Origin of the sequence: Flavobacterium sp. ASV13, assembly GCF_000745775.1 — a bacterium.
Classification (GTDB): domain Bacteria; phylum Bacteroidota; class Bacteroidia; order Flavobacteriales; family Flavobacteriaceae; genus Flavobacterium.
Genome location: NZ_JQJY01000001.1, coordinates 129,996 through 155,534 on the forward strand (window position 1 = coordinate 129,996; position 25,539 = coordinate 155,534).

At 32.1% G+C, this 25,539-nt stretch carries 25 protein-coding genes; 9 read left to right on the top strand and 16 right to left on the bottom strand.

Translation table 11 applies throughout. The features are described 5' to 3' along the window. Position 1: 1 nt before the first annotated feature. Positions 2–1,048 carry an o-succinylbenzoate synthase gene (locus tag GQ47_RS00560; RefSeq protein ID WP_035643667.1) on the top strand — a complete coding sequence of 349 codons (1,047 nt, stop codon included), beginning with the start codon at positions 2–4 and terminating at the stop codon, positions 1,046–1,048. Positions 1,049–1,109: 61 nt separating this feature from the next. Here GQ47_RS00560 and GQ47_RS00565 read toward each other — a convergent pair whose 3' ends face one another. Further along, positions 1,110–1,649 carry a hypothetical protein gene (locus GQ47_RS00565; protein ID WP_035643669.1) on the bottom strand — a complete coding sequence of 180 codons (540 nt, stop codon included), beginning with the start codon at positions 1,647–1,649 and terminating at the stop codon, positions 1,110–1,112. Positions 1,650–1,938: 289 nt separating this feature from the next. Between GQ47_RS00565 and GQ47_RS00570 the strand changes: the two genes are divergently transcribed. Beyond that, positions 1,939–2,412: a CYTH domain-containing protein gene (locus GQ47_RS00570; RefSeq protein ID WP_035643671.1), complete on the top strand. Its 474-nt coding sequence runs from the start codon at positions 1,939–1,941 to the stop codon at positions 2,410–2,412. A gap of 7 nt (positions 2,413–2,419) precedes the next feature. Continuing rightward, the gene (locus GQ47_RS00575; protein ID WP_035643673.1) at positions 2,420–3,385 is read left to right on the top strand and encodes a YpdA family putative bacillithiol disulfide reductase; all 966 of its coding nucleotides are present in this window, start codon (positions 2,420–2,422) and stop codon (positions 3,383–3,385) included. A gap of 109 nt (positions 3,386–3,494) precedes the next feature. Here GQ47_RS00575 and GQ47_RS00580 read toward each other — a convergent pair whose 3' ends face one another. Both GQ47_RS00580 and msrA read right to left on the bottom strand, forming a co-directional pair. Then, on the bottom strand, positions 3,495–5,063 hold the full coding sequence (locus GQ47_RS00580) for a protein adenylyltransferase SelO (protein ID WP_035645015.1): 1,569 nt from the start codon (positions 5,061–5,063) through the stop codon (positions 3,495–3,497). 86 nt (positions 5,064–5,149) lie between these two features. Next, on the bottom strand, positions 5,150–5,680 hold the full coding sequence (gene msrA, locus GQ47_RS00585; protein ID WP_035643676.1) for a peptide-methionine (S)-S-oxide reductase MsrA: 531 nt from the start codon (positions 5,678–5,680) through the stop codon (positions 5,150–5,152). 182 nt (positions 5,681–5,862) lie between these two features. Between msrA and GQ47_RS00590 the strand changes: the two genes are divergently transcribed. Then, on the top strand, positions 5,863–7,350 hold the full coding sequence (locus tag GQ47_RS00590; RefSeq protein WP_035643678.1) for an aminotransferase class V-fold PLP-dependent enzyme: 1,488 nt from the start codon (positions 5,863–5,865) through the stop codon (positions 7,348–7,350). Between the two features lie 278 nt (positions 7,351–7,628). On the opposite strand, the gene GQ47_RS00595 is transcribed toward GQ47_RS00590, so the two are convergent. The 6 genes from GQ47_RS00595 to GQ47_RS00620 form a co-directional block, all read right to left on the bottom strand. Next, positions 7,629–9,371, bottom strand: a complete 1,743-nt coding sequence (locus tag GQ47_RS00595) for an APC family permease (RefSeq protein ID WP_035643681.1) — start codon at positions 9,369–9,371, stop codon at positions 7,629–7,631. Positions 9,372–9,515: 144 nt separating this feature from the next. Continuing rightward, complete coding sequence (locus tag GQ47_RS00600; RefSeq protein ID WP_035643683.1) at positions 9,516–9,986, bottom strand: nuclear transport factor 2 family protein; 471 nt, start codon at positions 9,984–9,986, stop codon at positions 9,516–9,518. Between the two features lie 52 nt (positions 9,987–10,038). Continuing rightward, entirely contained in the window at positions 10,039–10,563 is a 525-nt protein-coding gene (locus tag GQ47_RS00605; protein WP_035643686.1) for a hypothetical protein, read from the bottom strand. A 12-nt stretch (positions 10,564–10,575) separates the two neighbouring features. After that, positions 10,576–11,049 (bottom strand): hypothetical protein, encoded by a 474-nt coding sequence (locus tag GQ47_RS00610; protein ID WP_035643689.1) that lies wholly within the window; start codon positions 11,047–11,049, stop codon positions 10,576–10,578. Between the two features lie 6 nt (positions 11,050–11,055). After that, entirely contained in the window at positions 11,056–11,733 is a 678-nt protein-coding gene (locus GQ47_RS00615; RefSeq protein WP_035643690.1) for a peptidoglycan DD-metalloendopeptidase family protein, read from the bottom strand. 11 nt (positions 11,734–11,744) lie between these two features. After that, positions 11,745–12,410: a spermidine synthase gene (locus GQ47_RS00620; RefSeq protein WP_035643692.1), complete on the bottom strand. Its 666-nt coding sequence runs from the start codon at positions 12,408–12,410 to the stop codon at positions 11,745–11,747. 66 nt (positions 12,411–12,476) lie between these two features. On the opposite strand from GQ47_RS00620, the gene GQ47_RS00625 reads away from it, so the two are divergent. Next, a complete protein-coding gene (locus GQ47_RS00625; RefSeq protein ID WP_035643694.1) occupies positions 12,477–13,028 on the top strand; it encodes a 1-acyl-sn-glycerol-3-phosphate acyltransferase in 552 nt (183 codons plus the stop codon). Between the two features lie 84 nt (positions 13,029–13,112). Here the strand turns inward: GQ47_RS00625 and GQ47_RS00630 are convergent, their stop codons facing one another. Beyond that, complete coding sequence (locus GQ47_RS00630) at positions 13,113–13,583, bottom strand: helix-turn-helix domain-containing protein (protein WP_035643696.1); 471 nt, start codon at positions 13,581–13,583, stop codon at positions 13,113–13,115. A 312-nt stretch (positions 13,584–13,895) separates the two neighbouring features. On the opposite strand from GQ47_RS00630, the gene GQ47_RS00635 reads away from it, so the two are divergent. The 4 genes from GQ47_RS00635 to GQ47_RS00650 all read left to right on the top strand — a co-directional run bounded on the left by GQ47_RS00635 (position 13,896) and on the right by GQ47_RS00650 (position 18,811). Next, positions 13,896–15,050: a M14 family metallopeptidase gene (locus GQ47_RS00635; protein WP_035643699.1), complete on the top strand. Its 1,155-nt coding sequence runs from the start codon at positions 13,896–13,898 to the stop codon at positions 15,048–15,050. Positions 15,051–15,127: 77 nt separating this feature from the next. Beyond that, the gene (locus tag GQ47_RS00640) at positions 15,128–15,607 is read left to right on the top strand and encodes an Lrp/AsnC family transcriptional regulator (RefSeq protein ID WP_007805990.1); all 480 of its coding nucleotides are present in this window, start codon (positions 15,128–15,130) and stop codon (positions 15,605–15,607) included. A 94-nt stretch (positions 15,608–15,701) separates the two neighbouring features. Then, positions 15,702–18,284: a phosphoenolpyruvate carboxylase gene (locus tag GQ47_RS00645; protein ID WP_035643701.1), complete on the top strand. Its 2,583-nt coding sequence runs from the start codon at positions 15,702–15,704 to the stop codon at positions 18,282–18,284. 11 nt (positions 18,285–18,295) lie between these two features. Beyond that, positions 18,296–18,811 carry a DinB family protein gene (locus GQ47_RS00650; RefSeq protein ID WP_035643704.1) on the top strand — a complete coding sequence of 172 codons (516 nt, stop codon included), beginning with the start codon at positions 18,296–18,298 and terminating at the stop codon, positions 18,809–18,811. A gap of 50 nt (positions 18,812–18,861) precedes the next feature. Here the strand turns inward: GQ47_RS00650 and recQ are convergent, their stop codons facing one another. From recQ to aroB, 6 genes are all read right to left on the bottom strand, one after another. Beyond that, the gene (recQ, locus tag GQ47_RS00655; RefSeq protein WP_035643707.1) at positions 18,862–20,982 is read right to left on the bottom strand and encodes a DNA helicase RecQ; all 2,121 of its coding nucleotides are present in this window, start codon (positions 20,980–20,982) and stop codon (positions 18,862–18,864) included. A 152-nt stretch (positions 20,983–21,134) separates the two neighbouring features. Further along, positions 21,135–21,545, bottom strand: a complete 411-nt coding sequence (locus GQ47_RS23535) for a hypothetical protein (RefSeq protein ID WP_035643709.1) — start codon at positions 21,543–21,545, stop codon at positions 21,135–21,137. Between the two features lie 8 nt (positions 21,546–21,553). Then, positions 21,554–22,522, bottom strand: coding sequence for a deoxyhypusine synthase family protein (locus GQ47_RS00665; RefSeq protein ID WP_035643712.1), 969 nt, complete (start codon positions 22,520–22,522; stop codon positions 21,554–21,556). 106 nt (positions 22,523–22,628) lie between these two features. After that, complete coding sequence (locus tag GQ47_RS00670; RefSeq protein ID WP_035643715.1) at positions 22,629–24,032, bottom strand: type III PLP-dependent enzyme domain-containing protein; 1,404 nt, start codon at positions 24,030–24,032, stop codon at positions 22,629–22,631. 60 nt (positions 24,033–24,092) lie between these two features. Beyond that, the gene (locus GQ47_RS23540; protein ID WP_026728688.1) at positions 24,093–24,272 is read right to left on the bottom strand and encodes a hypothetical protein; all 180 of its coding nucleotides are present in this window, start codon (positions 24,270–24,272) and stop codon (positions 24,093–24,095) included. A gap of 57 nt (positions 24,273–24,329) precedes the next feature. Continuing rightward, entirely contained in the window at positions 24,330–25,397 is a 1,068-nt protein-coding gene (gene aroB, locus GQ47_RS00680) for a 3-dehydroquinate synthase (RefSeq protein WP_035643719.1), read from the bottom strand. Positions 25,398–25,539: the final 142 nt, after the last annotated feature.

Genomic DNA, 25,539 nt, shown 5'->3' on the forward strand with positions numbered 1-25,539 from the left:
AATGACCGCTACTTACCACAAATACATGCTCGAGTTTAAACGTCCATCCGGAACGTCGCGAGGGATTATGACCGAAAAAGAAACCTGGTTTATCGTTTTAGAAGAAAACGGTAAAAAAGGAATAGGCGAGTGTGGTATTTTACGTGGTTTAAGTGCCGATGATCGCGACGATTATGAAGAAAAACTGCAGTGGGTTTGCCAAAATATTCATTTAGGTGAAACAGCACTTTGGGAAGCTTTATTAGAATTTCCTTCTATTCAGTTTGGAGTGGAAATGGCTTTTTTATCTTTAAAAAGTGAAAATCCGTATTTATTGTTTCCTTCCGATTTTACCAATAATTCAAAATCAATTGAGATAAACGGCTTAGTTTGGATGGGTGAAGCATCTTTCATGAAAGAGCAAATCGAAGACAAATTAGCGGATGGTTTTAAGTGTATAAAACTTAAAATTGGTGCAATAGATTTTCAACGAGAATTAGATTTATTGCAATTTATCAGAACCCATTTTTCGGCTGAACAAATTGAAATTAGAGTTGATGCCAATGGTGCTTTTCCATTAAATGAAGCTTTAGATAAGTTAAATCAACTCAAAGAATTTCAATTACATAGTATTGAACAACCTATCAGGAAAGGTAATGTTCAAGCCATGCATAATTTATGCAAAGTAACACCATTTCCAATTGCTTTAGACGAAGAATTGATAGGTGTATTTTCATTTGAAGATAAAGAGAAACTATTGCAAGAAATCAAACCACAATATATTATTTTGAAACCGAGTTTTATTGGAGGTTTCAGAGGAACAAAAGAATGGATTGATTTAGCAGATAAATATGGAATTGGTTGGTGGATCACATCAGCGTTAGAAAGTAATATTGGTCTAAACGCGATAGCACAATGGACTTTTATTCAAAATTCAAAGATGCCACAGGGATTAGGAACTGGCGCTCTTTACACCAATAATTTTGATTGCCCACTTGAAGTTTCAAAAGGACAGTTGTGGTACAATGTTTCAAAAAAATGGGATTTTTTTGAAATAGATACAAAGTAACAAAGTTGCAAAGAAATAAAACCTTTGTCCCTCTGTTACTTTACAGCTTTGTTACTTTTTCTCACTCTTTTCCTCCCAACAAATTAGCTTGCCAGTCTTTCAGTTCTTGCCATTTCCCTTGATAAGCCATTAATGCTTGTTTTGGCCAGGTACTTGGATTGTGCATGGCAAAATTTTCGCCTGCTGCGTCTAGAATATTCTGCAGTTTTTCAGTAGATGCTTTTGATAAATCTTGCCATGTCGCAATTCCCGCTTCATTAAATAAAGCTTCGATTTTAGGGCCAATTCCTTCAACAATTTTCAAGTCATTTTCTTTTACTTTTTTACCTAAAATATTTAAAGCGATTTCTTTGTCAAATATAAATTGTGATATAGGTGATTGTGGGGCAGGATTATTTTTTGCTTTTGAAGCTAATTCAACATCAAGAGCATTTATTTTTTGATTTAAATTCTTTACCGTGGACTTGCATACATCTAAATCTTCTTGCAAAGATACGGCGAGCAAAACATCTTTTTTTGAGCTCATTTTTCCTAGTAGGTAACCGAAAATCCCAAAGATCAAACCTACTAATGCCGGTATTATAAAACACATTATATCCATGATCTGTTATTTTTAAAATGATAAGATTGGCCGTCGGAATTTATCTGCTTAAACTTTCTTAAGAAGTTTTAGAAACGTCTGAAAAATCAAAGTATTTGATAAATCAACAACAGTGTTAGGGTCAATCAAATTTAGCAAAAAATAAAAGTGTAATATATTAACAATCAGTTAATTTGCTGAGTGTGTTTTGATTTTGGTTAAATGAAAAAACAAGCTAATACTTTCTTATTGCAATTTCGGGACTGAATTAAATTGAGTAACTTGCAGTAAAATTAATTGAAGAATCAAAATGGTTGAAATTGAAAGAAAGTTTCTTGTGAAATCTGAAGATTTTAAAGAACAGGCTTTTACTCAAAATAAAATTGCTCAGGGTTATTTAAGCTCAATTCCTGAAAGAACAGTTCGTGTGCGAATTAAAGGAGAAAGAGGATTTTTGACAATAAAAGGTATTGGGCATCAAGGAGGAATGACTCGTTTTGAGTGGGAAAATGAAATTCCGCTGGAAGAAGCGCAGGAATTGTTGAAATTATGCGAAAAAGGGAAAATCGAAAAAACTCGTTTCGAAATTAAATCTGGAAATCATGTTTTTGAAGTTGATGAATTTTATGGTGAAAACGAAGGCTTGATTATGGCCGAAATCGAATTGGAATCAGAAACAGAAACTTTTGAAAAACCAGATTGGCTAGGAGAAGAAGTTACCAATGACAAAAGATATTACAACGCTTATTTGAGCAAAAATCCATTTAAAGACTGGGAAAAATAATTCATTTATGACAGATTATGATTTGATTATTGTTGGAGGCGGGCCAATTGGTCTTGCTTGCGCAATTGAAGCTCAAAAGAAAAACTTACGATATTTGATTATTGAAAAAGGCGCAATTGTAAACAGTATTTTCAATTATCCGCTTTACATGACATTTTTTTCAACCGCTGAAAGATTAGAAATTGGTGACATTCCGTTCAATTGTCTGGCACCGAAACCAGGTCGTCAGGAAGCTTTGGAATATTACAGAAATATTCATCGTTATTTTAATTTCAACATAAATTTGTTTGAAGAAGTAACCGAGATTCGTAAAAATGAAAATGCTGTTTTTGAAATTACAACAAACAAGAATTCTTATAAATCTAAGAATGTAATTATCGCGACAGGATTTTATGACATTCCAATTACAATGAATGTAAAAGGAGAAGAACTGCCAAAAGTTCGTCATTATTATAAAGAAGCGCATGAATATGCTTTCAGAAATGTTTTGGTAGTTGGCGCCAATAATTCATCTGTTGATGCGGCATTGGAATGTTGGCGTAAAGGTGCAAATGTAACAATGGTCATTCGTAAAAATGAAATCAACAGCAGAGTGAAATATTGGGTTAAACCCGATATTGAAAACCGAATTGCCGAAGGAAGCATCAAAGCTTATTTTACATCGAATATTACTGAAATAAAAGAAAGCGAAGTTGAAATTGAAACCCCTGACGGAAAAGTTACAATTGAGAATGACTTTGTTTTGGCATTAACGGGTTACAAACCTGATTTGAATTTTCTTGAAAATATTGGAATTCAGCTTTCAGACGATGAATTAAAAATTCCGTCGTATAATGCAGAAACTATGGAAACGAATGTTGAAGGATTATTTCTCGCAGGCGTTGTTTGTGGCGGAATGCAAACGCACAAATGGTTTATTGAAAACTCAAGAATCCATGCTAAAATGATTGTGGATCACATTACTTCAAAATAAAAAAGTTTGCCACATTGAGCGGAGTAGAGAACTTCATAAAACATTTCGACTTCGCTCAATGTGACAAACTAATAAAATAATTTATTGGAAATTTGTGACTTACAAAAACTTAAGAACTACAAGATAACATTGAACAACCTACTTTAGATCTAGCCCAATCTGGACGTTTTGCAAACCATTTTTCAAACTCCGGTTGTTCATCATATGGTTTTTGTAAAAGAGTATAAAGTTCATCAATTAATGAATAATCCTCTTTTTCAGCAGCGTCGATGGCAAGTTGCGCCATATAATTTCGAAGTACATATTTTGGATTAATAAGATTCATTTTTCGAGAACGATCTTCATCTGATAATGTTTCAACTTTCAGTCTTTCTAAATAATCATAAAACCATTTTGTCCAGATTTCTAAAATTTCTCCTGAAACTTCTTCTGGTTTATAAAATGAATATTTAATTTTTTCAATTGCTTCTGGTGCAAAATCTGATTTTTCAACAAAACTTAAATTTCTAAAAAAGATTGTCATATCAGTCTCGGTCAATTGCAAAGTGTTTTCTAAGTCTACAATTAATTGATCATCAGTTTCAGTTGAAGTGAATAATCCTAATTTGCTTAAAAACATTGTTTTATAATCAAAATTAAAATCATTCATAAATGATTCCAATATTTTTTCTAAAGGTGCTGCTTCATTAATCAGCGGATAAAGTGCGTTGGCTAATTGAAATAAATTCCATTGTGCAACGCTAGGTTGATTGCCAAAACGGTATCTTCTATTTTGGCTGTCGGTTGTATTTGGTGTCCAATTTGGATCATAATTTTCAAGCCAGCCGTAAGGACCGTAATCAATCGTGATTCCGTGAATCGACATATTGTCTGTGTTCATTACGCCGTGTACAAAACCTACACGTTGCCAGTGTAAAATCATTTCACGCGTTGTATCGGCAACTTTTTTGAAAAATTGTAAATATTGTTCTTTTGGTTCACCAGTTATTTCCGGGAAATAATGTTTGATTGTAAATTCTACAAACTGTTTTAAATTTTTCAACTCATTTCGAGAAGTAAGCATTTCAAAACTTCCAAATCGGATAAAAGATGGCGCAACGCGACAAACGACAGCACCTTTTTCATAAGCCGGATTTCCGTTATATAAAATATCACGTAAAACCTGATCGCCTGAAAGAATCAAAGAAAGCGATCGGGTAGTGTGAACGCCAAGATTATACATTGCTTCGGCACATAAATATTCTCTTATTGAAGAACGCAAAACAGCTAAACCATCAGCAGTTCTGGAATATGGAGTTTTTCCGGCGCCTTTTAACTGAAGTGTATAAAACTGATTATTATTTTCAATTTCAGTCAAATTGATGGCACGGCCGTCGCCCAATTGTCCAGCCCAATTTCCAAATTGATGTCCCGCGTAGCACATTGCATAAGGCTGTGTTTCAGGAAGAATTTCTTTTCCCGAAAATACATTTAAAAAGCTTTCAGACTGAATTTCATCTTCAGAAATTCCAACCAATTCAGCTACTTCTTTTGAAGCATGAATCAGTTTTGGATTTGAAGGTTTTGTTGGATTTACAAACGAAAACAAAGTGTTTTTTACCTGACGAACTTCATTTGTTAAATCAGGATCTGCAGGTAATTCGGATGTAAATCGATTGTTTATTTTAAGGTTTTTCATTTTGTTTTTTTCTTTTTTTGCCACTGATTGCACAGATTAAAAAGATTTTTTAATCTGTGCAAATCCTTTAAATCTGTGGCTAAAAATTAAATTAATCTGTCGGCGTACATTTTTTTCAGTTTCTGCACTTTTGGATCAATTACAATCTGACAGTAACGTGCATCCTGATTATTGTTGTAATAGTTTTGATGATCTTCTTCGGCTTCATAAAATACTTCAAAAGAAGCCAATTCAGTTACAATTGGATCTTCATAAAAAGGTTTTACTTCCTGAAAAACTTTTTCTGCAATTTCTTTTTGTTCCAAATCATGATACAAGACAAGCGAACGATATTGAGTTCCAACATCTGCACCTTGACGATTCAGCGTTGTAGGATCATGGCTTGTCATAAATATAAAAATCAAATCGTGATATGAAATTATGTCAGGATCAAAAGTGACTTGTATTACTTCAGCATGTCCGGTTCTGCCAGTACATACTTCTCGATAGGGTGGATTCTTAATAAAACCACCAGAATATCCTGATTTTAAAGATTTTACTCCATTTAATCGCTGAATCACAGCTTCAATACACCAAAAACATCCTCCACCAAAAGTGGCTGTTGCTAAATTTCCCATAGAATTTGTATTGTTTAAGTTTCTATTGTCCCATTAATCCGATAGAATATTATGATAAATTACTAAAATAATGTGTATTTAGTTAAATATACTAAACGGTTATGTAATATTTGAAGTTTACAATTGATAAATTCGCAATTTTATAAAAAAGCCTTTATATTTGCATTCAAACTCTCACTGTAATGAATAGCAAAAATAGTACCATCACTCTAGAAACTTATTTTCAGGATTTTCGTAAAAATATTGTTGGCATAAATCAAGAATTTACTTCGCCTTATGGCAAAAAACAAATCATTTATACTGATTGGACTGCCAGCGGAAGGCTATATCGCCCTATAGAAGAGAAACTTTTAAACCAATTTGGGCCTTTTGTTGCGAATACTCATACTGAAACTACTGTGTCAGGTACTGCCATGACAAAAGCATATCATCATGCCAGACATATTATCAAGCGTCATGCAAATGCTAATAATGATGATGTTTTAATTACAGACGGCACCGGAATGACTGGCGTTATCAATAAATTTCAGCGTATTTTAGGATTGAAAATTCCTGAAAACCTTAAAAGCTGTACGACTGTTCCGGCTGAGAAAAAACCGATTGTTTTTATCTCACATATGGAGCACCATTCCAACCAAACTTCTTGGTTAGAGACAATTGCCGACGTTGAAATTATTCCATCATGCGAAAAAGGGCTTTTCAGTCTTGAGCATTTAGAAGAACTTTTAGAAAAATACAAAGACAGAACAATTAAAATTGCTTCGATTACTTCATGCTCAAATGTTACGGGATTAAAAACTCCTTTTCATGAAGCAGCAAAATTAATGCACCAATATCATGGAGTATGTTTTGTAGATTTTGCCTGTTCAGGACCTTATGTAGAAATAGATATGCATCCTGCAGATCCTGAAGCGTATTTAGATGCTATTTTCTTTTCACCGCACAAATTTTTGGGTGGACCTGGAACTTCGGGTGTTTTGATTTTCAACAAAAAATTATACAACAATATGATTCCCGATTGTCCGGGTGGAGGAACTGTAAGTTGGACAAATCCTTGGGGCGAACATAAATATATTGATAATATTGAAGATCGTGAAGACGGTGGAACTCCGGGTTTTTTACAAGTTATAAAAACAGCTCTTGCAATTGAACTGAAGGAAGAAATGGGAATTGAAAACATTTTGCAACGCGAACATGAAATTGTTGATTATGTTTTTAACCAATTACAGCCAGTTGAAAATATCAAGATTTTAGCTGGACAACATAAAGACAGGTTAGGTGTTGTTTCGTTTTTTATTGAAAATCTTCATTTCAATTTAGGTGTAAAATTGTTGAATGATCGTTTCGGGATTCAAACTCGTGGAGGATGTAGCTGTGCCGGAACTTATGGACATTTTTTATTACATGTTGATCAGGAAACTTCTAACAAATTAGTTAATGAAATCACGATTGGTGATTTGATTAAAAAACCAGGATGGATCAGAATGTCTATTCACCCAACGACAACTGATGAAGAAATTGCTTATGTATGCAAAAGCATTAAAGAATTAGCTGAAAACCATGAGAATTGGGCTTTGGATTATTCTTATAATAAAAATACAAACGAATTTATTCATAAAAATGCAACTTCATTTGAAGATGAATTAGTAGAAAGCTGGTTTAAATCTTAAGATTTTTTAACGGCAATCCCGATAGCTATCGGGAGCTAAGATTTACACGAAGTACGCAAAGTTTAATAAAGTAAACCCGATAGATTTTTAAAACCTTTCGGGTTTTATTGTATAAATGAGTTTGTTGTTTTTCATGAAAATGAAATTTCTCGTTTAGCCCCGATAGAAGTGGAAATCCTTTTGTATCTCGTTTTTTCTAACGAGATACAAAAGATTGTAACGGATAGCGGGACTTGACTTGAATTGAAAACAGATTTTTCTGCTCCTTAAAATTAGGATTACATTATCAATCGGACTCCGCCGAGATCTGAAACTCGGTAAGAAAATTTATTTCCAGGCGAGGCAATGAACATGAAATTTTTTGGGATATTCCATTTTTTAGAAAGTTCGTCAATCATTTCGGGGCCAAATTCTCCTTTTATTTCCAGATATTCAATGTCGATATCGTCGTACGCTCGGTCTAAAACTTCAAGATCTTTTTTCAAAGCATTATTGCTTGCTTCGTCTTTTTTGACATGAACTATTTTAAGTTTTTTGGTTGTTTCATTATTTTCAACATATTGTAAAACTTTGTTCAAAATTGCAATATCATCGCCTTTAGTAAAAAAAACAAATTCCTGCGAATTAATTTTTAGGCTTAAATTTTGGAGATAACGATTGCTCAAAATGACCATACGCCGCAATGGCTGATAAAAATATTCGAGCGCTTCGATTAAAAGCTTAATCAGAATTACGCGATTAAGCATGATTCCGATAAAAAGTAACGACGGAATCATGTATTTTAAAAAGGTATAAAACGAATTAATATTTAATTCCATGTTTCCGATAAAGGCTGCGATTATAAAAATAACCGCTGTTACTACTGCAATTCCACGTGCGCGCTCAGGCCTAGGAAGTTTTCGACGTTTGAATTTCAATAATAAATTCCCGATTCCGAAGAGCGCCATTACTGCTAAAAATGAAAAAGTATAAACTCCAGCCAGTGATTCTAAATGCCCTTTTGTAGCAAAAAGCACTGAAATACAAAGAATTAAAAAACTAATTACGATTCGGTAATGAGAACCTCTTTTGTTTTGTTTTAGGAAATAATTTGGTAGAATTCTGTCTAATGTCATTCGGTTTAATAATCCCGAAACACCGACAAATGAAGTTAATACTGCTCCGCATAAAACTAAAACAGCGTCAATAGAAATTAACCAAGCCAACCATGAACCGCCGGTTGTTTCACCCAAATGTGCCAAAAGTGATTCTTTGTTTTCGCCAACTTCGGTAAGCGGAATTACACTAATCAATAAAATGGCAATTACGGGATTGAAGAAACTGACAATTGCCCACATATTACGAAGCGTTTTTGGAAAAATTCCTTGTTCTTGTTCTTCGACAAAATTGGCTGAACTTTCAAAACCTGAAATTCCGAGCATTGCGGCAGAAAATCCGAGAAAAAGAGCCGTTTTTATACTTCCCGTTGCAAGAGGAGTTTGCCAATTTATGTGGAAAGTTTCCAATCCATTAAAAAGCAAAAACCAAACAGATGCCAAAACTAGTAAAGTTAAAGTCGTAATATGCGTTACAAAAATGATGACGGCAACGAACGCCGATTCACCAATTCCTAAAATTGCCAGACAAGTAAATATAATTAAGATAATAACAGTTGCAATGGTAATATTTAGTCCTTCAAAAATTCCGTGCAAGTAATGCATGCCTTCTGAAGCCGAAATTACGGCAGTTGCCATATACGATAAAACGGTCAGTGTTGCGGCAACTGATGCCAATCGTTTTGTTGAAGTATTTAATAATACGTTGTAAGCGCCTCCGTTTAAAGGAATTGCACCAACGACTTCACCATAAATTTTTCGGAATAAAAATAAAACAACTGCTACAATTAGTAGAGAAATCCAGGCGTATTGTCCGGCATATAAAATCGTAAGCGCTGAAACATACAGACAAGAAGAACTAATGTCATTGCCACAAATGGCAGTTGCCTGTAATTGATTTAATTTTTTTTGTACAATTTCTTTCATGATTATTCAAAATTATAACCTGATTAACTTTATAATAAATGGCAACAAAATAATTAAAATCTTTATCTGATCGCAGTTCCTGAAATTTTAGAAACTTTATTAATATCCAGTTAATCTGAATTTTGAATATTCAGTTTAAGAAGATTATTTGGCTTGCTGAAACTTTTTAAGTGATAGTAAAGCCTGCTCTTGAATTTTTTTATGAAAAAATCCTGTCCAACCTAATAAAAGTCCAGTAATACCAAAGGCTTGTTTTGACCATTTCCAAACGTCAAAATTATCAGTGTGCTTAATAATAAGTCCGTCTTGAAACACAAACTCTGCGGAAATAGTATTAACTACATTTCTGTTGGTTTTACTAAAATTGTAAGTTGCTATCCATCGTGCAGATCCTGTAAAGTCATCGGCTTTGATATTTGAAAATTCAATTTTAATATTGCCTTTACTTTTTAAAAGTAGCATTTCCCACATTTTTGAAACTTGCTCTTCCTTTAATAATCCGAAAGCAGGATCAATAAAATGAACTTTTGGATGATAGCATTCGCTCATTGTTTTGGCGTCGGCGTTTGCAAAAGCGGTATAGAATTTTGCAATTAAGTTTTCGTTGGCGTTCATGTAGATTTTAATTAAAGTATAAATATAAGATTTATTATTTTAAGTCTTTTCTTTATAAAACGCTAATTTCTTTAGCAGTATCGAAAGTCTTTTTCGATTTATCGTAGGCCGTTGAAAAATAAGAGCTTCTGTTTACAGCTGTAAAATATCCAGTTTGATTGCCAAAGGAATTTGAGCCACCTGCAATTATAAAACGTATTGCCTGGATATCTGTTTTTTTTAGTTTGATCATTTCTGCCGGAGTGAAGTAATAGTAGGCAGTTGTTTTTCCGTCGGCACTTTCTTTTACATTTTTGTCAACGCAAGGTATTACATCACCATTCGCCAAATCAACATAAACGCCACCAGAAATTCGGGCCTGATCATTTGCTGTTGCAATAGTTAATTTTAAAACACCACCTTTTTCTGTTTTTGCAACCTGAACATTAGTTTCACCGGAGAAAGCATATTTTTCACAAATAAAAATATAATTCTGTGTTGCCGGATAAGGTTTTGAGCCTTTTATACTGATAGTTTCCTGAGCATTGGCAAAGCTTGCCATTAAAAGTAATAAGAAAAGCGGTAATTTTAAATTCATATATATCCTTTATTATTCGTTTATTTTAGCATCAAATTTTTCATCCCAATCCATTGATTTTATGGCAGAAATCAAATTGTTTTCATCAACAAAAATCCTAAGTTCTTTGTTGGCTACTTTTTTGGAATACAAAGCATGATAGCGGTAAATGACTTCCTGCTTGCTTTTATAAACGCCGTCTAATTTCAAATCAATAAAATTACCATAATACTGTCTAAATCTTGTGCAGGTTTTAGTCAGTCGTTCTTCAGTTGTGTTTTCCATAACTGATTTGGTAACTTCTGTTTCATTAAATGGTTTAAATTTAGAAGTATTGCAGGTTTCTAATACGCGTTTGCCTAATTCGTACGCTTTTTTTTGCTGGTTCGAATTAATTTCTGAAACTGCAATTTTCTTAATTTTCAAATCGTCAGTATCTCTGCTGACCGTTTTTGATTTGCATCCAATAAGTAACAACAAACATATAATCAATCCTGCTTTCTTCATAACTATTTATGTTATTTTTAATAATAAGTTAGGGTCGGGGCAGTTTTCTATATAAAAATTGAGATCATTTGAATTGCAGACTCCAGGATAATCTCCCCAAAAATCTTCGATATCTTTGATAATCTGAAAGTGGACATGCGGTGCGTAGTCACCATTTACAGCTGCATTTCCAAGAGTTGCAATTTGTTCTCCTTTTTTAAAAGGTTTCCCGACACTTAATCCCTCTAAACTTTCTAACGATAAATGTCCATATAAAGTATAAAATTTTTCATTTTGAATTTCATGTTCTAAAATAATAGTGGGACCATAATCACCCAGCCCAACATTATTTTTAAAACTATGAACCTTTCCATCCAACGCTGCCAAAACAGTTGTTCCTACTTTTGTCCATAAATCAAGACCAATATGAATATTGCGTTCCGGAATAGAATCATTTCTAAAAATAGTACTCCTTTTATATAATGTACGACCTTCAATATAACCGCCAAAAGCAACTTCAGCATTATTTCTTGACAAATAATCTGAAATAAAAATTTCAAATTCGGCAGCATTTTCTGGCCGGACATCCATTAATTCTTCATTGTTGGCAGATAAATCCAAAGGTAAATACTTTGAAAAATCAATACTAGAATCGATAATTTTAGTAGGCGGCAAGGCGTTTAAAATGGCAGAAAGGGGTTTCATAAAAATAAAAATTAAGCTACTTTTTTTATAATAATTAACTCATTGTGAACCTCAATGCGGGGAAGCATTTTTAAGGAAAACAATGTAGTGTTTATTTCTGAAATGTACTTCCTATTTCTCACATTATGTGCTTCATCTAAAATCATGGTATTAAAAAGTACAAAACCTTGATCTTTTAACAGGGAACAAACACGTTCACTAAAAAAACGTTCAAACAGGAAATTTGGCATTTTGATATCTTCAAAAATATCAATTATGATTAAATCGTATTGATCTTTTGTTTTCAAAACAAATTCAAATGCATCGTCAATAATCAGTTCAAGTTGTTCGATTTTATTTAAATTAAAATATTGATTCGCAATCTGAATCATTTCGGGGTCAATTTCAACTCCGGTTATTTTTCCTTTATAATCAATTTCGTCTACTAAAGTTTTTATAACGCTGCCGCCAGCAACTCCCAAAACTAAAATATGATCCATTTTTAAAATCGTATCATAACCAATATTTCGCAAGCCATACCTTAATATACGTTGTAGGCTTCCATAAGAATAATTTGTGTTTTCAGAATCTAAAACTAATTCGCCATTTGCCCAGGTAACTTCAATTGTTTTGCTTCGAGCCGATTTTTTTTTGAATATTTTAATTGGAATTAGATAACTGAATAATTTTTGAATCATTTTATAAGGCTTTTACTCAAAAATACATTTTAAATCTGTTATTTTTGCAGAAATAATAAAATTTTAATGAAAAAACAGCTATACAAATTCATCTTTTACAAGCTAATGGGCTGGAAAATCAAGGGAATCGAAAATGCAGAGGTGAAAAAATGCATTCTGATGGTTATGCCTCACACCAGTAATCACGATTTTTACATTGGGCTTTTTACTCGCGGAATTTCTGGATTGCAAATGAATTGGGTTGGGAAGAAGGAATTATTCAAATTTCCTTTTGGTTATTATTTTAGAAATGTTGGAGGCGAACCGCTTGATCGTTCTGGCGGATTAAATAAAGTTGATTCGATTGCGGCGATTTTTGATCGCAAAGAAACTTTTCGTTTGGCCGTTGCTCCAGAAGGAACCCGAAAAGGAGTTACAGAACTCAAAACGGGTTTTTATTATATTGCGCTTAAAGCAAATGTTCCAATTGTTCCCGTTGCTTTTGATTGGGGAAAGAAAGAGGTTAATTTAGGAAAGCCTTTTTACCCAACAGGAAATTATGAAGCTGATTGGGAAATTTTAAAACAACATTATAAAGGAGTATTAGGAAAGATTCCAGAAAACGGAATTCAAATCTAAAAATTTTAATATTTTTTTGATTGCGTGAGAATCTCTTAAATCAAAAATATTTTTAAAAATTTTCAAATACGCGAAATTTTTGAACTACGGTACATAAGTCTTGAATTTACCATTTTTATAAAAAAAGATGATTTTTTCGACTTCATCTTCATCCGGATTGAAAATTGTATTTTTTATTGAAGATGTACTTTTGGTTTCTACTTTTTCTTTTTCTGGATTGATTTCAGAAAATAAATCGATCGTATTGAAATTTTCATTTGATGAAGTAGGGGCGATAGTTTTTTCAATTTCTGAAATTGCTCCAAATTGTAAAGTTGATTCTTCATTACTTTTTGGAAAATTTCCTTTCCCATTCAGTAACCAATATATATCTACATCTGGAAAAACTTCAATAATTTTCATGACAAAATCAAGGCTCGGTTTATTTCTGCCAGATAGGAGATGAGACATACTTGAGCGTTGAACTCCAATTTTATCAGCAAATGAAGAAGCGTTTATCCCGTAATAATCCAATATAATTTCAAGTCTTTTTACAAAATCATCGATGTTTACCATTGTAAATTATTTTAAAGTAGTAACTGGTTTACAAATGTAACAAAAAAGAATTGCATAAACAATTACACGGTTGCAAAATATAAAATCAGGGCTATTTATATTAGATAATAGCTTTATATAAATATATATAACTAATTGAAAATAAGTAATTATTAATTTAAGTATTTAAATTATAACATTTGTTAACTTAAGACTTTAGAATTTATTTGAAATAAGGTTAATCCCTGTTTACAATTCTGAATTCTTGATAAAATTTAAAGTTTACAATTGTAAAAATAAAGATGTTTACTTTTGTAAACAAATCAAAAGACAATGAATTTAGAAGAATTATTTAACCAGAACAAAGAAGAATCCATCTCAGGTCGTTATCTAACTTTAGATCACATAGAACCTTTATTGAACAAATTAAATACAGATAATCAAGTTTCAGTAATAGGTAAATCAGTTTTAGGCGCACCTATATATAGTTATCAAATAGGCACAGGAAAAACACGCATTTATCTTTGGTCTCAAATGCACGGAAATGAAAGCACAACGACAAAAGCATTTTTCGATTTCATTAATGTACTTAACAACGGATCAGAGTTTGCTCAAAAAATGCTTAGTACTTTTACTTTTTACAGCATTCCTATACTAAATCCAGACGGAGCAAAGTTATATACCCGTGAAAATGCTAATAAAATTGATTTAAATCGTGATTCACAGAATTTGACTCAGCCGGAAAGCAATGTTTTAAGAGAAGTTTTTGAAACATTTAAGCCCGATTTCTGTTTTAATCTACACGATCAGCGAACTATATTTGGAGCAGGAGAAACAGGAAAACCAGCAACAGTATCGTTTTTAGCACCATCATTTAATGAAGAAAGAGATGTAAATGAGAATAGATTAACGGCTATAAATTTGATTGCAGGAATTAATGATGAATTGCAAAAATACATTCCTGGACAAATAGGACGTTTTGATGATTCTTTTAATATTAATTGTATTGGAGACACTTTTCAATTTTTAGGTGCGCCAACAATATTATTTGAAGCAGGACACTATGCAGGCGATTATAATAGGGAAATCACGCGAAAGTTCATATTTTTCTCACTAATTACGGCGTTTAAACTCATCTCCGAAAACGATTTAGTTGATAATAGAATTAATGATTATTTGAATATTTCACAAAATAAAGTGGTTTTTTATGATTTTATGTATAAAAATATCAAAATAAATTATGATGGTATCGAAATTATTACGAATTTTGTCGCACAATACAAAGAAGAATTGATTGAAAATAAGATTCATTTTAATGCTTACATCGTTGAAGCAGGAGAATTAGAAAATTATTTTGGACATTATGAATATGACGCAAAAGGCGCAATTTATTCAGATGAATATGATAATTTTCCGAAATTGAATCAAAAAGCAGATTTTTATTTAAATAAAAATATTAAATTTGTTAACGGGTTGATAAAAAGTTAATTTTTATGTGAATTTGTTGTTTTTTATATATATTTTTATACTTTGTAATAGCAATTAGTAATATTAATTAAAGAATTATGAGTAAATTTCGTTTAGATGAAGTAGATCACCAGATTTTAGATATGTTAATAGACAATACGAGAGTTCCGTTTACTGACATTGCAAAAAAACTATTGATATCTGCTGGAACAGTACATGTTAGAGTAAAAAAGATGGAGGATGCCGGTATCATTATGGGATCTTCACTAGCCTTAGATTATGATAAATTAGGGTATTCATTTATTGCTTATGTGGGTGTATTCCTTAATAATACGTCTCAAACTAAATTTGTATTAGAGCGAATCAATCAAATTCCATTCGTAACAGTAGCTTCTGTAACGACAGGTAAATTCAACATTTTTTGCAAAATTAGAGCAAAAGATACTAAACACGCAAAAGAAGTTATCTTCATGATTGATGATATCGAAGGTGTTTACAGAACAGAAACAATGATTTCATTAGAGGAAAGTATAAACGATAAGAAGCGTTTGATGCATACTATTTTCAAAAATATGTAATATTTTCTTGAATGCTATATTATAAAATATAACCTCAAGTTTATTCTTGGGGTTTTTTTATGACCTATTAACCAACCAACTACACAACACAATTATGTACACGTTACCAAAAATTGAACGTTTTAATCAGGACGTTCTCTCTAAATACTACATTTATAATAGTGTTTTTATAACATTGCCGTTTGATTCTATTGATAATACAGGAGTCTTGCTACCGTTGTTTACAGAAACTTGCGAAACAGGATTTAAAAAACAAGAAACACCTAAAGAGATTTTTGATTTTTTCTCAAATAAATTTCTTAACAATGCTTCTGAAACTGAAAAAATCGATTTAATGTTTCGATTTATTCAATACATAGAGCGTCAAATTGTATTATTTGATGCGATTGAAGATGCAGCCTTTCCTGAAGTTAATAATATGGAAGGACGTGGTTCTCTTCGCGACATTAAAGAAAAAACAGATGCAAAAGAAAAAGATGAGGAATTAATTGAATTTTTAGAAAACTTCAATGTGCGTACTGTTTTGACAGCGCATCCAACTCAGTTTTACCCTGGTCCTGTATTAGGAATTATAAATGATTTGACAGAAGCTATTCGTCAAAATGATTTATTGCAAATCAAACAATTATTGGCGCAATTGGGTAAAACACCATTTATTCAAAATGTAAAGCCAAATCCGTATGATGAAGCTGTAAGTTTAATTTGGTATCTGGAGAATGTTTTTTATGCAACTTCTGGAGAAATCGTTCATTATTTACAGAAAAATATCCTTGGCGGAAATGCAATTCAAAATCAATTGATCAAACTTGGATTCTGGCCTGGAGGAGATCGTGATGGAAATCCTTTTGTTACAACAGATATTACTTTAAAAGTTGCTGACCGTTTGCGTACTTCTATCTTAAAGTGTTATTATGTTGAAATGAGAAACTTAAAAAGAAAGTTAACTTTCTCAGGAGTAGACACTTTAGTAGCTGAACTTGAACATAAACTTTATCGTTCTGTGTTTTATTCTAAAGGCGAAATCTTTATCACATTAGATGAATTATTGGCGCAACTAAACAAAATCAGAACTATTATCATTGAGAAACATCAGTCATTATATTTAGATGAATTAGAAGCGCTGTTAGTAAAAATTAATTTATTCGGATTTCATTTTGCTACTTTAGATATTCGTCAGAATAGCAAAATTCATAACGCTGTTTTCAAGGATGTGGTAAATTATTACCTGAATTCTGGTTCTGAGATTTTTCCGAAAAATTACTACGAATTGAATGAAGATCAAAAAATCAATGTTTTATCAAAAGTAAAAGGTAATTTGAATCCGAGTGATTTCGAGGATGAAATTACAAGATCAACATTAGAATCTGTTCAGGCAATCAAAACGATTCAACAAAATAACGGAGAAGAAGGAGCTAATCGTTACATTATCAGCAACAACGAAAGTGCGTTGAACGTAATGGAAACTTTTGCTATGATTCGTTTGAATAATTGGGAAAATCCATCAGTTGACATTATACCGCTTTTCGAGTCAGTTGATGATTTGCAGAATGCACATGCAATAATGGAACAATTGTATACAAATCCGGAATATTCTAAACATTTGCAGGCAAGAGGAAATAAGCAGACTATTATGCTTGGTTTCTCAGACGGTACAAAAGATGGTGGTTATTTAATGGCGAACTGGAGCATCTATCAGGCAAAAATTTCATTAACTGAAATTTCAAGAAAATACGGAATCAAAGCTATTTTCTTTGACGGACGTGGTGGACCTCCTGCGCGTGGTGGTGGAAAAACACACAAATTCTACGCATCTCTAGGGCCGAAAATTGAAAATAACGAAATCCAAATTACAGTTCAAGGTCAGACGATTAGTTCTAATTTCGGAACTTTGGATTCTTGTCGTTATAATATTGAGAATTTATTGACTGCCGGAGTTACCAATCAGGTGTTCAAAAAAGAAGAAAACGAGCTAAGTCCAGAAGAAACGCAAATTCTAACACAATTAGCGACTTTAGGATATGATAAATATTTGAGTTTTAAAAATCACCCAAAATTTATTCCGTATTTGGAAAAAATGAGTACGTTGAAATATTACTCAAAAACTAATATTGGAAGCCGTCCATCAAAAAGAAGTAAATCTGAATCATTGGATTTTGCTGATTTAAGAGCGATCCCGTTTGTTGGTTCTTGGAGTCAATTAAAACAAAATGTTCCTGGATTTTTTGGAGTTGGATCAGCATTGAAGCACTTTGAAGAATCTGGACAATGGGAAAAAGTAAGCGATCTATATCATAATTCGTTATTCTTTAAAACTTTGCTTGAAAATAGTATGATGTCCTTGGCAAAATCATTTTTACCATTAACAGCATATATGCGAAAAGATCCGGAATTTGGTGAGTTTTGGCAAATTATTTACGATGAGTTTTCAGAAACAAAGCGTCTTTTATTGAAAATTGCTGGTCATAAAACATTAATGGAAAATTATCCTGATGGTATAGCTTCAATTCAGATAAGAGAGCGTATTGTATTGCCATTGTTGACAATACAACAGTATGCATTGTTAAGAATTAATGAATTGAACAAAGAAGAAGGCAACGAGGATTTGATTAAAGTTTATGAAAAAATCGTTACTCGATCACTTTTCGGAAATACAAATGCAAGTAGAAACTCAGCTTAAAAATTAAAAATATGAATGCAGATCAATTATTAGATAATGAATATTCGGGCGGATTTGCTACTTATATTCGTGAAGCTGGAAATGTAAATTTGATTGATGAATTGGAAATTTCTTTACATGATTTCATCAGATTTGTACAAAATATTCCAATGGATAAATTTGATTATCGATATGCTGAAGGAAAGTGGACAATCAAAGAAATTATACAGCATATTTTAGATTGCGAACGCATTTTTGCTTATCGAGCATTACGTTTTTCAAGAAATGACAAAACACCTTTGCCAAGTTTTGAAGAAAACGATTATGCTGAGAATACGAATGCAAACGGTCGAAGCATTCAGGATTTATTGACTGAACTATCAGCCTTAAGACATTCAAATTTATTGTTTTACAAAAGTTTATCTGAAGAACAACTTAAGAGAATTGGAACCGCTTCAAACAATCCAATTTCAGTTCGCGCTTTAGGTTTTGCAATAATCGGACATCAAAAACATCATCAAAAAGTTTTTGAAGAAAGATATTTATAAACGTTATAAAACTAAAATCCTGTGAAGAAAATTTTCACAGGATTTTTTATTTAAACTTGTTGTGTTTGATTTTTTCGTTCTATGATAGCCAAACCAAAACGAATTTTATCATAAGACATTTTTTCTTCAAAATAATCGAAATAAGGTTTTAGAGCATTTGGTTTCTCTAATTCTATTTGAGCTTTTTGAATTTTATTGATTTCTTTTTCAGAAACGAATTGGCTTAAATCTAAATTGTGCCCATCAACATATAATTTTGCTAAATGTGAAATTACAGTGGTTTGGCTGATATTTCTTCTTTCTGCGATTTCTTCAACAGAAATTCCGTTTTCAAATAATTCTAAAGTTTTTTTATAAGTACTGTCTTTTTTTTCTTTTTTAACAACTGACTTATTTCTTTGAAATTGCACTATTGCATTAATAAATTCCGAGCCATATTTTTCTAATTTTACTTTTCCAACTCCTTCAACAGCAAGGAATTCATCTTCACTCATTGGTCGTAAAATCTCCATTTGTCTTAAAGCAGCATCACTAAAAATTACATAAGCAGGAACTTCCTCTTCTTTAGCAATTTCATAACGTAGTTTTCGAAGTGTTTCAAAAAGTGAATTTTTAACTGCTTTCGCTTTTTCTTGTTTTATTTCATTTTTGTCAATTACTTTTTTGACAACCGTTGTCAGTTTTACTTTTTCACCATCAAATAAAACTTTTTTAGCAAAAGGGGTAAGAAGAATTTTATTGTGTTGATGAAATGCAATTTCGCAATAACCTAGATTTATCAATTGAATTAAATATTGATTCCAATCGTACCAAGATATATCAGCGCCAATTCCGTACGTTTTTAGCGTTTGATAATTTTTTTCGTAGATATACGCGTTTCTCGAGCCTCTTAAAAAATCGACAATTACCGCTAATGGCTCAGATTCCTGTAAACGTGTAATTGCTGACAATGCTTTTTGCGCGAGAATCGTCCCATCGAAAAAAGTTGGCGGATTTTTGCAAATATCGCAGTTTCCGCAATTCTCAGTTACTAATTCACCAAAATAAGAAAGCAAAATTTTTCTACGGCAACTTACAGCGTCTGCATATTGCTTCATACGATCTAGTTTTGCAAGCTGGATATCAGAATTCAATCCTTCAGATGCAAATTTTTGAAGCTGAATCACATCGGCATAACTTTCATACATCACAGTTTCAGCAGGTAAACCGTCACGACCTGCACGACCAATTTCCTGATAATAACCTTCAATGTTTTTTGGAAGATTATAATGAATCACCCAGCGAACATTTGATTTATCAATTCCCATTCCGAAAGCAATAGTAGCGCAAACCACCTGACAATCGTCATTTATAAATTCATCTTGAGTTTTTGCTCGTATTACATTATCTAAACCAGCATGATATGCTTTTGCAGTAATTCCATTTTTAGTTAGCTTTTCAGCAAGTTCCTCTGTTGTTTTTCGGCTTAAACAATAAATAATTCCAGATTCGTTTGGTTTCTTTTCCACAAAATCAATAATCTGTTTTACGCGATCTAAAGCTGGTCGAACTTCTAAACTTAAATTTTTTCTATCGAATGAAGCAACAAACGTTTTTGGATTTTTTAAATTCAGCTGTTTTGTAATATCAGTACGAGTTGCTTTATCTGCGGTGGCAGTCAAAGCGAGAATTGGAGTAGAAGGGAAGCGGTTTTTCAAATACCCTAAATTTGTATATGCAGGTCTAAAATCATGTCCCCAAGAAGAAATACAGTGTGCTTCATCAATTGCAATCAAACTGATTGTCAATTCATTAAAAATAACATCTAGATAAGACAAACTTTCCGGAGCAATATAAACAAGTTTAAAAGTATTTGATTTTAAATTATCTATATAAAATTGCTGTTCCTGTGCAGATTGACTACTATTAATATAGCAAGCAGAAATTCCGTTTGTTTTTAAACTATCAACCTGGTCTTTCATTAAAGCAATTAAAGGAGAAATTACGATTGTAATTCCCGGTAAAATGAGAGCTGGTAATTGAAAGCATATTGATTTTCCACCACCGGTTGGCATAATTGCAAGTGTATCCTGACCAGAAAGTACAGTATTAATTATAGTTTCCTGATTTGGACGAAATTTTTCAAATCCAAAGTTTTCTTTTAATTTGGCGTGTAGTAATTCGTTAGTCATATTGCAATTATATTTTAAATAATAAAATTAAAGAATTTTCTTTCAAATTTTGATTATTTTTTAAATTATTATTTAAAGAAAAAAGTTTATTTAGAGTAATAAAAAAAGGAACTCAAATCTGAGTTCCTTAAATTTATTTTGAAAGATATAGATTAATCTTCATCATCTTCATCGTCGTCGTCATCTGCGATATCATCTTTATCTTCGTCATCGTCCTCGTCATCACCACCGTCAGTATCTGGTTTGTCTTGGCTATCATCATCATCGTCATCATCAGCTGCATCATCATCAAGATCAAGTCCTTTTACTGGTTCGATTGTATCAACATCCAGATCAATATCATCATCTTCGTCGTAATTTTCAATTCTGTCAGCAAGTTTTGTACTGATTTTTACTAAATAAATAGTGTCTTCGGTACGAACTTCAACAGCTTCTACCAATTCGTTTTTAGCGTTTCTAAAACGGATAACATCCGAATCATCATAACCATCAGGAAATTTTTCAACCAAAAGGTTTAAAATTTCATTTGTCAGTTTGGCGTAGTCTACTATAACTCTTTTCATAAAATATCCTATAAATCTAATAAATATGCAAAAATTAACGGAGCAACAATTGTAGCATCCGATTCGATAATAAATTTAGGGGTTTTGATATCTAATTTACCCCAAGTAATTTTCTCATTTGGAACTGCTCCCGAATATGATCCATAACTAGTTGTTGAATCAGAAATTTGGCAGAAATAGCTCCAGAACGGAACATCGTGCATCTCCATATCTTGGTATAACATTGGTACAACACAAATAGGGAAGTCTCCAGCGATACCACCACCAATTTGGAAGAATCCGATACCGTTACTGCTGTTTTTTGAGTACCAATCAGCTAAGAAAGTCATGTACTCAATTCCAGATTTCATTGTTGACGCTTTTAACTCACCTTTAATTACATATGAAGCAAAAATGTTACCCATTGTACTGTCTTCCCATCCTGGAACGATGATTGGAAGATTTTTTTCAGCTGCTGCATACATCCAGCTGTCTTTTAAGTCAATTTCGTAATATTCCTCAAGGACACCTGATAATAGCATTTTATACATGAATTCATGTGGAAAATAACGTTCTCCTTTATCATCCGCATCTTTCCAAATTTTGTAGATATGCTTTTGTAAACGTCTGAAAGCTTCATGTTCTGGGATACAAGTGTCTGTTACACGGTTTAATCCTCTTTCAAGCAATGCCCATTCGTCTTCTGGTGTCAAGTCACGGTAGTTAGGAACTCTCTCATAGTGAGAATGAGCTACTAAATTCATGATGTCTTCTTCTAGATTGGCTCCAGTACATGAAATAATTTGTACTTTATCTTGTCTAATTATTTCAGCGAAAATTTTACCAATTTCTGCTGTACTCATAGCTCCAGCCATACTTACAAGCATTTTAGCACCATTAGCTAATTGTTGCTCGTATTCTTTAGCTGCATCTACAAGAGAAGCAGAATTAAAGTGTAGATAATGTTTTTCAATAAACTGACTGATTGGTCCTTTCATTTCCTCGTTTTTTTTGTTTTTTTTTGAATTAAAGATTTTAACCTCTTTCTGCTGTATGCAAATTAATCATTTTTCAAATATTAACATTTAATTTGCAATTATTTTTTTACATTTTTTTCTTGTATCCTAAAATCTTCAATACATCATCAGAAGTTTGTTGTTCTGAGAAAACTTCTGTTGCCAGAATTCCGTTTTCATCACGATCAATTAAAATATGTTTTGGCTGTGGAATTAAACAGTGATGTAAACCTCCGTAGCCTCCAATTGTTTCCTGATACGCACCAGTATTAAAGAAACCAATATACAATGGCTTTTCTTTGTTGTATTTAGGCAAATAAATGGCGTTCATATTTTGTTCTGAGTTGTAATAATCGTCACTATCGCAAGTCAGACCACCTAATAAAACCCGTTCGTAAGTATCATTCCAGCGATTGATTGCCAGCATAATAAAACGTTTATTTATAGCCCAAGTATCAGGCAAAGTTGTAATGAACGACGAATCGATCATATTCCATTTTTCTCTATCATTTTGTTGTTTTTGATACAAAATCTGATAGATTGCACCGCCGCTTTCACCAACTGTAAACGAACCAAATTCTGTAAAAATATTTGGAACATCCACTTCAGCTTCTTCACAAGCAATTTTAATTTGATTGATAATTTCATCAATCATATATTGATAATCGTATTCAAAAGCAAGCGAGTTTTTAATTGGGAAACCTCCTCCAATGTTCAAGCCATCTAGAGTAGGGCATTCCTTTTTAAGTGCAATGTATACTTTAATACATTTTACAAGCTCATTCCAGTAATATGAAGTATCGTTGATTCCGGTATTAATGAAAAAGTGAAGCATTTTAAGCTCTAATTTGTCATTTTCCTGAATTTGTTTTTTATAGAACGAAACAATATTTTTATAACCAATACCTAATCTTGAAGTATAAAACTCAAATTTAGGCTCTTCTTCAGCAGCAATACGAATTCCAATTTTGAATTTTCCTTTAATTTCGCCCTGAAGCAAATCAAGTTCTTCGTAATTGTCAATAATCGGAATAGTATTTTTATGTCCGTTATTAATTAATCGTGCAATATTGCTGATGTATTCGTCTCTTTTAAAACCATTGCAGATAACGTATGTGCTTTTGTTGATTTTTCCGTTTTCCAACAAATTTTCAACAATATTAACGTCAAATGCAGACGAAGTTTCAATATGAATGTTATTCTTGAAGGCCTCATTCATAATGTATTCAAAATGAGAGCTTTTTGTACAATAGCAATAGTAATATTTTGCTTCGTATTTATTCTTTTCCATTGCTTTTCTGAACCAAGACTTTGCCTTGTTTATATTTTCAGAAATTTGAGGTAAATAAGTAAACTTTAAAGGTGTACCATATTGTTCAACCAATTTCATCAAATCGATATTATGAAACTGAAGGTTGTCCTTGTTTAGTTTAAATTCCTCTTGTGGGAAATAGTATGTTTGGTTTATTAGATCAGAATATTTTGTATTCATTTAATTTTCAATATTTTAATTTGTATTTAAATTTAGTAAAAACGGCGCTAAATCTAAAATTCAAACTCTAATATTGGCAAAAATAATCGGCAGTTTTTCGTGCTCGGCTTTTGAACATAAGAAAACATCAAAACAAAATGGACTTTTACTATTATAAAAACGGTTCAGCATTCTCAATAAAGAACTGTTGAGTCTGTTTCTATAAGAGCTGAAATGTCTTTGTTTTCTGTTTGTTTTCATCGAGGCAAATGTAAAAAATAATATATACCTAAAGCAATGCTTTTGATTAAAAAATATTTAAGATTTATAATCTTGAAACGCTTCTAGAATTAATTTATTTTCAACTGATTGGTTAATTTTTATCTTTCCGATTCCTTCAATTAATGCAAATTGAATTAAACCGTATTCATTTTTTTTGTCATGAATCAGCAATTCTAATATTGGATCGATGTCATTTTCATTAAAAATAATGTCATCATAAATTCCTTTTATTACGGTTTTGATTTCTCGATATTCTTCTTCAGAAATTAAATTCTTCTTTAGTGAAATATAACCTTCTAGAATCATTCCTGCAGCAATCGCTTCTCCGTGTAATAAAGTTGTTTTTTCTTCGCTTTCTAAAAAATAACCTTCAATCGCATGCCCTAAAGTATGACCAAAGTTTAAAGCTTTACGAATATTTTTCTCTGTTGGATCCTGAATAACAATTTCATTCTTAATCTCAACTGAACGATAAATTAACTGATCTAGTTCATCAAAAACGATTGATTTTAAATCTGAGAATTGTCTCCAATAAGGCGCATCATAAATTAAACCGTGTTTTAACATTTCAGCTAAACCGGAACGCATTTCGCTTTGTGGCAAAGTTTCTAAATATTCGGTATCGATAAGTACCATCTGCGGAACATTAATTACACCAATTTGATTTTTAAGGTTTCCTAAATCAACACCTGTTTTTCCACCAACAGAAGCATCAACCATCGATAATAAAGTAGTTGGAACATTTATAAAATTAACTCCTCTTTTAAACGTAGAAGCAACAAATCCGCCCAGATCAGTAACGACACCACCACCAACATTAATCACAAGCGATTTTCTATCAGCTCCTAGTTCTGTTAAAATATTCCATATTTCAATACAGGTTTCAATATTTTTATTGGCTTCTCCTGCTTCAAATTCAATAATTTCAATTGCTAAATCTGTTTCCAACATTGGAATAAATTTAGGAAGACAATGTTCATTTGTCTGATCATCAACGATTATGAAGATGTTTGAATATTTATTTTCTTTTAAGTGTTTATTTAAGGCTTCGTATGCATTTTGGTTGAAATGCACCAGATAGTTATTCGCTTGTATAGACTTCATAATTTCTTTGGTTATTTGAAAGCGCAAAAATAAGGCATTTTAAGCTAAATAATATTCAAACTTTACCTCTAATTTGTTTTAAAATGAATCATTCTAAATTGTGTATTTCTGGATTTTAAGCAGAATCTAAAAGAAGCAGTAA

Excerpts from the sequence above, each read along its gene's own strand:
- GQ47_RS00580 (WP_035645015.1), bottom strand. The coding sequence starts at position 5,063 with ATGAAAAACCTTAAAATAAACAATCGATTTACATCCGAATTACCTGCA.
- msrA (WP_035643676.1), bottom strand. The coding sequence starts at position 5,680 with ATGGGAAATTTAGCAACAGCCACTTTTGGTGGAGGATGTTTTTGGTGT.
- GQ47_RS00635 (WP_035643699.1), top strand. The coding sequence starts at position 13,896 with ATGAATTTAGAAGAATTATTTAACCAGAACAAAGAAGAATCCATCTCA.
- GQ47_RS00615 (WP_035643690.1), bottom strand. The coding sequence starts at position 11,733 with ATGAAACCCCTTTCTGCCATTTTAAACGCCTTGCCGCCTACTAAAATT.
- GQ47_RS00640 (WP_007805990.1), top strand. The coding sequence starts at position 15,128 with ATGAGTAAATTTCGTTTAGATGAAGTAGATCACCAGATTTTAGATATG.
- GQ47_RS00575 (WP_035643673.1), top strand. The coding sequence starts at position 2,420 with ATGACAGATTATGATTTGATTATTGTTGGAGGCGGGCCAATTGGTCTT.
- GQ47_RS00570 (WP_035643671.1), top strand. The coding sequence starts at position 1,939 with ATGGTTGAAATTGAAAGAAAGTTTCTTGTGAAATCTGAAGATTTTAAA.
- GQ47_RS00595 (WP_035643681.1), bottom strand. The coding sequence starts at position 9,371 with ATGAAAGAAATTGTACAAAAAAAATTAAATCAATTACAGGCAACTGCC.
- GQ47_RS23535 (WP_035643709.1), bottom strand. The coding sequence starts at position 21,545 with ATGAAAAGAGTTATAGTAGACTACGCCAAACTGACAAATGAAATTTTA.
- GQ47_RS00620 (WP_035643692.1), bottom strand. The coding sequence starts at position 12,410 with ATGATTCAAAAATTATTCAGTTATCTAATTCCAATTAAAATATTCAAA.
- aroB (WP_035643719.1), bottom strand. The coding sequence starts at position 25,397 with ATGAAGTCTATACAAGCGAATAACTATCTGGTGCATTTCAACCAAAAT.
- GQ47_RS00565 (WP_035643669.1), bottom strand. The coding sequence starts at position 1,649 with ATGGATATAATGTGTTTTATAATACCGGCATTAGTAGGTTTGATCTTT.
- GQ47_RS00605 (WP_035643686.1), bottom strand. The coding sequence starts at position 10,563 with ATGAATTTAAAATTACCGCTTTTCTTATTACTTTTAATGGCAAGCTTT.
- GQ47_RS00665 (WP_035643712.1), bottom strand. The coding sequence starts at position 22,522 with ATGAAAGGACCAATCAGTCAGTTTATTGAAAAACATTATCTACACTTT.
- GQ47_RS00650 (WP_035643704.1), top strand. The coding sequence starts at position 18,296 with ATGAATGCAGATCAATTATTAGATAATGAATATTCGGGCGGATTTGCT.
- GQ47_RS23540 (WP_026728688.1), bottom strand. The coding sequence starts at position 24,272 with ATGAAAACAAACAGAAAACAAAGACATTTCAGCTCTTATAGAAACAGA.
- GQ47_RS00590 (WP_035643678.1), top strand. The coding sequence starts at position 5,863 with ATGAATAGCAAAAATAGTACCATCACTCTAGAAACTTATTTTCAGGAT.
- recQ (WP_035643707.1), bottom strand. The coding sequence starts at position 20,982 with ATGACTAACGAATTACTACACGCCAAATTAAAAGAAAACTTTGGATTT.
- GQ47_RS00560 (WP_035643667.1), top strand. The coding sequence starts at position 2 with ATGACCGCTACTTACCACAAATACATGCTCGAGTTTAAACGTCCATCC.
- GQ47_RS00645 (WP_035643701.1), top strand. The coding sequence starts at position 15,702 with ATGTACACGTTACCAAAAATTGAACGTTTTAATCAGGACGTTCTCTCT.
- GQ47_RS00630 (WP_035643696.1), bottom strand. The coding sequence starts at position 13,583 with ATGGTAAACATCGATGATTTTGTAAAAAGACTTGAAATTATATTGGAT.
- GQ47_RS00625 (WP_035643694.1), top strand. The coding sequence starts at position 12,477 with ATGAAAAAACAGCTATACAAATTCATCTTTTACAAGCTAATGGGCTGG.
- GQ47_RS00670 (WP_035643715.1), bottom strand. The coding sequence starts at position 24,032 with ATGAATACAAAATATTCTGATCTAATAAACCAAACATACTATTTCCCA.
- GQ47_RS00600 (WP_035643683.1), bottom strand. The coding sequence starts at position 9,986 with ATGAACGCCAACGAAAACTTAATTGCAAAATTCTATACCGCTTTTGCA.
- GQ47_RS00610 (WP_035643689.1), bottom strand. The coding sequence starts at position 11,049 with ATGAAGAAAGCAGGATTGATTATATGTTTGTTGTTACTTATTGGATGC.